This window comes from Desulfothermus okinawensis JCM 13304, from assembly GCF_054654515.1.
The window spans coordinates 26578-35270 of record NZ_BAAIEW010000032.1; the positions used below are offsets into that span (position 1 = coordinate 26578).

An 8693-nucleotide genomic window follows, 5' to 3' on the forward strand; every position below is an offset into this window, starting at 1 on the left:
CTAAACCAGAGTTAGGTCTTATTTCACTTCAGTTAGCAGGAGGACTAATGTTAAATATTAGAAAGGAGCTTTTTGATTTTTCACCATACTCCCCTGGTCTTTCCATTGATGAAATAAAAAAAAAGTACAACTTAAGTAATGTAATTAAAATGGCAAGCAATGAAAATCCATTGGGAGTATCTCCCAGGGTAGTTGAGGTTATAAAAAATATCAGTACCTATGCCTTTAGATATCCAAGGAGTGGGAACCCAGATTTAGTTGACAAGCTATCTGAGGTCCTTAATATCCCTGATAAGTATATTGTTGTTACAAATGGTTCAGATGAAATAATTGATCTAATTGTAAGGGTTGTAACTGTACCATATAAAGATAATATGGTGGTATTTGATCCCAGTTTTTCTATATACAGGATGCAGGGGAAATTCCATGGAATTTATGTAAAATATGTGCCATTGAGTAAAGATTTTTCATTTGATTTTAATGGAATTATAGATGCAATAGATGAAAATACAAAACTCATATTTTTGACAAATCCAGATAACCCTTCAGGGTTTTCTGTTAAATCAAAAGAGATAATTAGATTATTAGAAAGAATTTCTGAAAATATATTGGTTGTAGTTGACGAAGCCTATGTTGAGTTTTCTGATGATCCAGATGAGCGTTCCTGTATAAGAGATGTTTTAAGATATAAAAACTTAGGAGTGCTCAGGACGTTTTCCAAGTTGTATGGACTTGCAGGGCTGAGGATAGGATATGGAGTTTTACCACCAAACCTCTCTGATTATATAAAAAGGGTTAAACTACCATTTAGTGTCAATATAATTGCAGAAAAGGCTGCCATAGAAGTACTTGATGATATTAATTACATTGAACATACAAGAAATACTGTTATTCAAGGCAGGGAGTACTTACAAAAAGAAATGGAGAAGCTTGGATGCAAGGTATATCCATCCCAGGCAAATTTTTTGATGTTTGAGCCACCAATCCCAGCGGATATATTATTTGAGGAGTTGCTTAAAAGAGGGATAATTATAAGACCTCTAAAATCATATGGGCTCTCAAGCCTTCTCAGGGTATCAATTGGCAGGGGAGATGAAAATAGGCTGTTTATCAAAGGGTTGAAACAAATTCTTTAGGGATATTGTATGGATAGGTCAAAAAAAATGATAATTACAATTGATGGTCCAGCTGGTTCGGGAAAGACTACTGTTGCAAAGATTGTAGCAAAAAAAATGAACATTGCTTATCTGGATACAGGTGCCATGTATCGTGGTGTTGCTTTAATCCTTGGCAATATGCCTAAAGATTTTAATTACAAAGAGAATGTATTAAGTTCATTGAAATTTGACTTGGTGTATGATGGTGATGGTTATTCTTTGGCCATGAACAACAAGATTTTAGGTGATGAGATAAGGACCGAGAAAATAGGCTTTCTTGCATCCACAATTGCTAAAGATCCCCTTGTTAGAACATATCTAACCAAACAGCAAAGGGAGATTGCCAAAAGACACTCCCTTGTAGCTGAAGGAAGGGACATGGGTACAGTGGTGTTTGAGAATGCAGATTTTAAATTCTTTTTAACTGCATCACCTGAGATAAGGGCAAGGAGGAGATTTGAACAACTAAAGGAAATAGGGATTGAGTCTAGTTATAATGAGATACTAAAAGACATATTAAAAAGGGATGAACAGGACTCAAGTCGGGAAATAGCCCCATTAAAACCTGCAGAGGATGCTGTGGTAATAGATACATCAAACCTTAGTATTGAGGAAGTAGTACACGACATATTAACCCAAATTTATCAAAAATAATAAACTCTGGTTAATGTGTCTAAAATCCACAGGCGGGAAATAGAAGCCATTTACTGTAAAAGGTGTGAGAAAGGATATTTTCGTCTGGGTAAAAAAGGGCTGATTAAATCAGCCCTTTTTAAAATTATGCTATCCCTAATTTGAATTTTAAGGATCGGAGGGTATTTTTCATAAGCATTGTAATGGTCATTGGACCAACTCCGCCTGGAACAGGGGTAATCCAGCCAGCAATCTCTTTTGCTGCTTCAAAGTCCACATCACCTCTCAGGATTGGAACCATCTTGTTTGGATCTTTTTTGCTTGGCTTTTCTCCAACCCTATTAACACCAACATCTATTACACATGCACCAGGTTTGATCCATTCAGGTTTTACTAGACCTGGAACCCCAGCTGCAACTATCAAGATGTCTGCCCTTTTGCAGTGGGCTGCCAAGTCCTTGGTTGCAGTGTGAACAACAGTAACTGTGGAATTTGCGCCCCTTCCCTTTTGCATCATCATTACTGCAATTGGTTTTCCAACTATATTGGACCTACCTACAACAACTACCTCAGCACCTTTAGTTTCAACTCCAGAGCGGACTATAAGTTCCTGGATACCAGCTGGAGTACATGGTGGAAACTTCACTTCATCTCCCCCAATCATGAGTCTTCCTACATTTACTGGATGAAATCCATCAACGTCCTTGTCTGGATCAATGGCATTTAAGACCTTTTTTTCATCAATGTGTTTTGGAAGTGGGAGTTGGACCAATATTCCGTGGATGCTGTCGTCTTTATTGTATTTGTCGATTAAATCCAGAAGTTCCTTTTCAGATATATCTGCTGGTCTGGTGTCCTGTACTTCGTGGAATCCCACTCGTTTTGCTGTCTTGATTTTTAGTGTCACGTAAGAAACTGATGCAGGGTTTTCTCCAACTAAAATAGTAACAAGCCCTGGTACAACACCATGTTTTTCCTTGATCTCCTTAACCTCTTTTTCAATTTCTGCTAAGATTTCTTCCCTAATTTCAGTCCCTTTAATTAATTTGGCAGTCATAAAAAACTCCTTTTTAAATTATTGTTAACATCATACTTGGTAACCCAAAAAAACCGTCCAATAAGACCAAGACGAGCTTAAGTGTTGGCTCGACTTTGGTTTTCACTACCTGTTAAACCTTAAAATTTTTTCTTGTCAAGGAGTAAACTGGAATTAATTTTATATGCATATGAATTTGGGCCGTTGTGATTATAAAATTCAGGAGGTGATGTTCTGCGCTTGATTGTATTATCCTTATACTATATCATGCAAAAACTTTGAAACTAACGATATTGAGCATCCAATATGGATAAGATTGATCAAAGTTTCTGTTTACTCTGTGGGAAGTGCTTAGAAGTATGCCCTGTATTTAATGTAACCAATAAAGAGGAACTATCTCCCAGATCCAAGGCGTTTCTCTATTCCCAGATGGAAAAAATGGATTTAAATATAAAGAATTTAACCAGTCTTGTTGGAAATTGTGTTGGTTGCTCAAGATGTTATGATGTGTGTACTCAAAAGATAGATATACCCCTGGAGGTGTCAAATCTCAGGTCCAACTCAATTAGTCTAAAAAGATGGCTCTTTTTAAAAATAGTAAAACACATCCCAGAGCTTTATCCTTTTATAAAAAAGGGATTTAAGATAAAAAATATAATTCCCCATTTAAAAAATATTCAATTGACTAGAGACTTATTTGACAATCTAAACAAACACAGTTTTATAAAGGTGAGGCCTGGGGAAAAAAAAGACACCCCTGATAAGGCGGTTGTTTTTGGAGGGTGTGTTGGAACCTATTTAAAGGATAAATGGTTTGAGAATGCTCTAAATATTGCTAAAATGTGTTATGAGGTAGAAGAAGACGTTGAGTGGGAGTGTTGTGGGTATCCAATGTCTTTTGCAGGTGATATAAAAGGGGCAAAAGACTCTTTTATGAGAAATTTTAAAATATGGAAGGATATTGGCACCCCTAAGATACTTGTGTTTTGTGCAACCTGCTGGTTAAGTCTAAGAAAAGGTGCATTCTTCATTGAAGACGAAAAATTAAGACACAAGTGGCTTAATTCAATTATATATATGACAGAATTAATTGGAAACTTAAAAGTTACAAAAATGACCACAAATCCATTTCATTTAGCCCTCCACAAACCCTGTCACATGGATGAGCATGGATATGATAATTTATTGGACTTATTGAATAATTTGGGCATGACTTTTGATATAATTGATGATTGCTGCGGATTTGGAGGGTGTACAAGATTGGAAAATCCTTCGTTATGTGATATGTTGGGGGAGAAATTGTGGAAAAAAGTTGGTGATGGAAGTCTAGTTATATCTGGATGTTCTGGGTGTATCTTGCAACTTTGTTTGACTGGAGATAGTTTAAAGGTGTATCATTGGCTTGAATTATTTGAGTTTTGAAGAAAATTGATATCAGGAGTTAAAAATGTTTTTTTTAGATTTTTTGGCAAGAAAGATTTTTGGAACCAAAAATGAGAGATATCTAAAGTCAATTCGTCCTCTGGTAGATAAGGTGAATAGTTTTGAAGATCAAATGGTCAAATTAAAGGACCATGAATTTCCTCAAAAAATTAATGAATATAGAGAACAGGTGAAAAAAGGAAAGAGTTTAGATGAGCTTCTGCCTGAGGTATTTGCCCTGGTTAGGGAGGCATCAAAAAGGACCCTAGGTATGAGACATTTTGATGTCCAGGTAATGGGGGCAATTGCCCTTCATCAGGGAAAGATCGCTGAAATGAAGACAGGTGAAGGAAAGACCCTTGTGGCAACCATGCCCCTTGTATTGAATGGACTTGAGGGAAAAGGCGCTCATTTAGTTACTGTAAATGATTATCTGGCCAAAAGAGACTCAGAGTGGATGGGCGAGATATACAAATTTTTAGGGCTTAGTGTTGGAGTTATTTTATCAAACATGGAAGATGAAGAGAGAAAAGAGGCATATAGTTGCGACATCACTTATGGTACAAACAATGAATTTGGCTTTGATTATCTAAGGGATCACATGAAGTTTTACCCTGAACAGCTTGTCCAAAGGGAACTTAACTATGCAATTGTTGATGAGGTGGACTCAGTTTTAATTGACGAGGCAAGGACCCCTTTGATTATATCTGGTCCTGCTGATGAATCAACTGCACTCTATAAAAAGATAAATGCAATTGTTCCAAAACTAAGAAAGGATAGGGATTTTACAGTAGATGAAAAGACCAAGACAGTCATGTTGACTGAGGAAGGGGTATCAAGGTGCGAGGAGATATTGGGTCTTGATAACCTATTTGATCCCAAAAATATAACATATCAGCACCATATCCTCCAGGCCTTAAAGGCACACTATTTATTTCAAAGGGATGTTGACTATATTGTTAGAGATGGAGAAGTACTTATAGTTGATGAATTTACAGGAAGGGTCCTGCCAGGCAGGAGATACAGTGATGGCCTCCACCAGGCCCTAGAGGCAAAGGAAGGGGTCAAGGTCCAGGAGGAAAACCAGACACTTGCCACAATTACCTTTCAGAATTTTTTCAGGATGTACAATAAATTGGCAGGAATGACTGGTACAGCTGATACCGAAGCAGTTGAGTTCAAAGAGATATATAACCTTGATGTAGTTGTTATACCTACCAACAAACCCATGATCAGGATAGATTACCCAGATGTAATATATAAGACACAGAGGGAAAAATTTGATGCCATAGTAAAAGAGATTGTTGAACTACACAGACAGGGAAGGCCAGTGTTAGTTGGAACTACCTCAATAGAAAAATCTGAACTTATTGCAAGGAAGCTAAAAAAGTTAAAGATCCCCCATGAGGTGTTAAATGCAAAACACCATGAAAGGGAAGCAGAGATAGTTGCTCAGGCTGGAGAAAAGGGCAGGGTGACCATTGCAACAAATATGGCAGGTAGGGGAACTGACATAAAGCTTGGAGAAGGGGTAAAAGACCTGGGAGGTCTGCACATATTAGGAACTGAGAGACATGAATCCAGGAGGATTGATAACCAGTTAAGGGGTAGAGCAGGAAGGCAGGGTGATCCAGGTAGTTCCAGGTTTTATCTTTCATTAGAAGACGATCTACTCAGGCTCTTTGGATCAGATAGGATTTCTTCCCTAATGGACAAGCTTGGTGTGGAAGAAGGTCAGCCAATTGAAAATAGACTTATTTCAAAGGCAATAGAAAATGCACAAAGAAGGGTGGAAGAACACAATTTTGAGATTAGAAAACACCTACTTGAATATGATGATGTGTTAAACCAGCAAAGGGAGGTTATCTATAGAAAGAGAAAGGAATGGATGATTGCTGAAGACTTAGAACCCACTGTTATGGAATTTATAGATGACCTTATTGAGGATATATATTTTAGTTTAGACCAAAAAAAGAATAAGTTAAAGGAAGAAGACATTGATGTTATAAACACAAGGCTAAAAGAGGTTTTTGGGTTAGATAGATACATTGCCCTAAAGAAGGATTCTTTACCATCCAAAGATGAGGTCAAAACACAGGTTGGAAAGATAATAGAGGAACTAAAACTAAAGGCAGGGGAACACTATCAGGATATACTCAGGTTCTTTTTACTAGAGAATCTAGATAGATTCTGGAAGGAACATCTTCTGAATATGGATTATTTAAGGGAGGGAATAGGCCTTAGAGGTTATGGGCAGATGGATCCAAAACAGGAATATAAAAAGGAAGGTTTCGAACTTTTCCAGGAGATGCTATATCTTTTGAAAGAAAATACCATAAAGGCCTTAACTCACATTAGGTTCCAGGAGGTCTCAGAGGAAGATCTAAAACATGAGGACCAGACAAAGGACCTGAGATATTCTGATTCTGGAGAGCAAACCCCAAGGACTCCATATAGACGGAAAGGTAAAAAAATAGGTAGAAATGATCCCTGCCCGTGTGGGAGCGGGAAAAAATATAAAAAATGTTGTGGTAGATAGATTTTAAGGAGTTGTAAAAATGGAGAATACAATGGACAGAGATTTTATATTAAAGAGGATTGCGGACCTCTTGTTTGAGGTGGGGATGTTAAAAAAGACCCCCAGGACGGGTTATCAATTCCTTGGTTCAGGTTCAGAAAGTGTAGCAGAACACTCCTATCGCACTACGATTATAGGACTTATACTTGGGATAAAAGAAGGTCTTGATTGGAAAAAGATTGTTCTCATGTGTTTATTTCACGACTTACATGAGGCAAGGACAGGTGATTTTAATTATGTGTATAGGAGATATAACAAGGCAAAGGAAGATAAGGCTATTTTAGATGCACTAAAGGATACACCCCTGGAAGATTTGATTTTACCATTGCTAAAAGAACTTGAGGATGTAGATTCCAAAGAGGCTGAAATTGCCCATGACGCAGATCAAATCGATCTTATATTGAATTTAAAGGAACAAATGGATCTTGGAAATCCATATGCTGAGACATGGTTAAAATATGCATTGGAAAGGCTTAGGACAGACGCAGGGAGAGAGCTCGCTGAAAAAATACTTGAGACAGATCATACAGATTGGTGGTTTAAAGGAGTGGATACAAATTGGTGGGCAACAAAAAACGGGAAAAAATAAAATATGTGTGGTGGGCGTTCTTGTTGTCGTTAATGCTACATCTTTGTTCTTTTGTAGTGGGTTACATAAGATTACCAGGTAGAGATTTGGTAGTCTCCTTGAGCAATCTATCGGCTCAAAAAGCGCATAATGAAAAAAAGGCAATACATAAAATAACTTCAAAAAAATTTTTTTTTGTTTCAAACTATACATCCAGACAAATACATGTTAAAAAAGATTTTTTTAAAACTCCAATTAAGGACCAGAAATTGGCGTTGGCACTTGCGATTTTAAAAAAAAAATTGGCTTGCTTTGGAAAAATAGTATAATTGAGAGTCAAGGTTCAGTATTGGTAACAGTGGAACTAAATAGAGATGGAACTTTAAACAACATTATTATAAATAACCTTGTTGGCGAACAAAGATTATCAGATGAAGTTGTCTCTATTATAAAAAGGGGTGAGCCCTATGTTGATGTAATGAAATCATTTAACTCCCCCTTGAAATTTCAGCTCTATTTTCAGGTACAAACATCTCATTAGAGAAAAGATAATACATGTGGAGGAAAGATGAGGATAGCAGTGATTTCCGATACTCATATGAGGAAACCTAACAATATGTTAATAGATGAATTTGAATCTAGATTAAGGAATATGGATGCAATATTTCATCTTGGGGATTATACCAATGAAGATGTGTATTATTATTTGAACTCTCATCCTAGATTTTATGGTGTGCGAGGAAATATGGATTCTGGATACTGGACCCAAGATGTTCCTACTACACTGGAAGTCAAGATAAATAATATAAAATTTGGATTTTTACATGGAAATGATCTTGACTTTTTAAATATTGAAAGAGATATTACAAATCGATTTTCTGAGGATGTGAATTTTTTATTTTTTGGCCACACCCACATACGTTTTTTTAAAGAGGTATCAAAGGGCAAATACATTTTAAATCCAGGTAGCTTCACCTATCCCAAGATGGAACCAAAGGGATACTCCATATTGGAGTTTGATAGTGTTGAAGAGGTAAAGCTTAGCTGGATAAACCTATAAACAGGAGGAGAGGTTATGGCAAAAGAAGAATGTATTGAAGTAACTGGTGTTGTAAAAGAGGCGTTGCCCAATGCAATGTTTAAGGTTGAACTGGAAAATGGACACGAAGTATTGGGACATATCTCTGGAAAGATGCGTAAATATTATATCAGGATATTACCAGGTGATAAGGTGAAGGTAGAGCTTTCTCCTTATGATTTAACAAGGGGAAGAATTGTATATAGATATAAATAGTTTTT

9 protein-coding genes are annotated in these 8693 nt (G+C 36.7%); 8 read left to right on the forward strand and 1 reads right to left on the reverse strand.

The window, feature by feature from the left end; genetic code table 11:
* Nucleotides 1-47: 47 nt before the first annotated feature.
* The gene (gene hisC, locus ACYQ0O_RS11520) at nt 48-1136 is read left to right on the forward strand and encodes a histidinol-phosphate transaminase (RefSeq protein ID WP_459893207.1); all 1089 of its coding nucleotides are present in this window, start codon (nt 48-50) and stop codon (nt 1134-1136) included.
* A 9-nt stretch (nt 1137-1145) separates the two neighbouring features.
* Nucleotides 1146-1811 carry a (d)CMP kinase gene (cmk, locus tag ACYQ0O_RS11525; RefSeq protein ID WP_459893209.1) on the forward strand — a complete coding sequence of 222 codons (666 nt, stop codon included), beginning with the start codon at nt 1146-1148 and terminating at the stop codon, nt 1809-1811.
* Between the two features lie 124 nt (nt 1812-1935).
* Here the strand turns inward: cmk and folD are convergent, their stop codons facing one another.
* A complete protein-coding gene (folD, locus tag ACYQ0O_RS11530; protein WP_459893211.1) occupies nt 1936-2847 on the reverse strand; it encodes a bifunctional methylenetetrahydrofolate dehydrogenase/methenyltetrahydrofolate cyclohydrolase FolD in 912 nt (303 codons plus the stop codon).
* 285 nt (nt 2848-3132) lie between these two features.
* Between folD and ACYQ0O_RS11535 the strand changes: the two genes are divergently transcribed.
* The 6 genes from ACYQ0O_RS11535 (at nt 3133) to infA (ending at nt 8688) form a co-directional block, all read left to right on the forward strand.
* Nucleotides 3133-4248, forward strand: a complete 1116-nt coding sequence (locus ACYQ0O_RS11535; RefSeq protein WP_459893213.1) for a heterodisulfide reductase-related iron-sulfur binding cluster — start codon at nt 3133-3135, stop codon at nt 4246-4248.
* A 25-nt stretch (nt 4249-4273) separates the two neighbouring features.
* Entirely contained in the window at nt 4274-6787 is a 2514-nt protein-coding gene (gene secA, locus ACYQ0O_RS11540) for a preprotein translocase subunit SecA (protein ID WP_459893215.1), read from the forward strand.
* A gap of 19 nt (nt 6788-6806) precedes the next feature.
* A complete protein-coding gene (locus tag ACYQ0O_RS11545; protein WP_459893217.1) occupies nt 6807-7415 on the forward strand; it encodes an HD domain-containing protein in 609 nt (202 codons plus the stop codon).
* A 286-nt stretch (nt 7416-7701) separates the two neighbouring features.
* Entirely contained in the window at nt 7702-7935 is a 234-nt protein-coding gene (locus tag ACYQ0O_RS11550) for an energy transducer TonB (protein WP_162507815.1), read from the forward strand.
* A gap of 27 nt (nt 7936-7962) precedes the next feature.
* Nucleotides 7963-8454: a metallophosphoesterase family protein gene (locus tag ACYQ0O_RS11555; RefSeq protein WP_459893220.1), complete on the forward strand. Its 492-nt coding sequence runs from the start codon at nt 7963-7965 to the stop codon at nt 8452-8454.
* Between the two features lie 15 nt (nt 8455-8469).
* Nucleotides 8470-8688 (forward strand): translation initiation factor IF-1, encoded by a 219-nt coding sequence (gene infA / locus ACYQ0O_RS11560; RefSeq protein WP_075069917.1) that lies wholly within the window; start codon nt 8470-8472, stop codon nt 8686-8688.
* The last annotated feature ends 5 nt before the right edge of the window (nt 8689-8693 follow it).

What these genes read in the sequence shown, in the direction of transcription:
- hisC (WP_459893207.1), top strand. Translation starts at nt 48, where the DNA reads ATGTTAAATATTAGAAAGGAGCTTTTTGATTTTTCACCATACTCCCCT.
- cmk (WP_459893209.1), top strand. Translation starts at nt 1,146, where the DNA reads ATGGATAGGTCAAAAAAAATGATAATTACAATTGATGGTCCAGCTGGT.
- folD (WP_459893211.1), bottom strand. Translation starts at nt 2,847, where the DNA reads ATGACTGCCAAATTAATTAAAGGGACTGAAATTAGGGAAGAAATCTTA.
- ACYQ0O_RS11535 (WP_459893213.1), top strand. Translation starts at nt 3,133, where the DNA reads ATGGATAAGATTGATCAAAGTTTCTGTTTACTCTGTGGGAAGTGCTTA.
- secA (WP_459893215.1), top strand. Translation starts at nt 4,274, where the DNA reads ATGTTTTTTTTAGATTTTTTGGCAAGAAAGATTTTTGGAACCAAAAAT.
- ACYQ0O_RS11545 (WP_459893217.1), top strand. Translation starts at nt 6,807, where the DNA reads ATGGAGAATACAATGGACAGAGATTTTATATTAAAGAGGATTGCGGAC.
- ACYQ0O_RS11555 (WP_459893220.1), top strand. Translation starts at nt 7,963, where the DNA reads ATGAGGATAGCAGTGATTTCCGATACTCATATGAGGAAACCTAACAAT.
- infA (WP_075069917.1), top strand. Translation starts at nt 8,470, where the DNA reads ATGGCAAAAGAAGAATGTATTGAAGTAACTGGTGTTGTAAAAGAGGCG.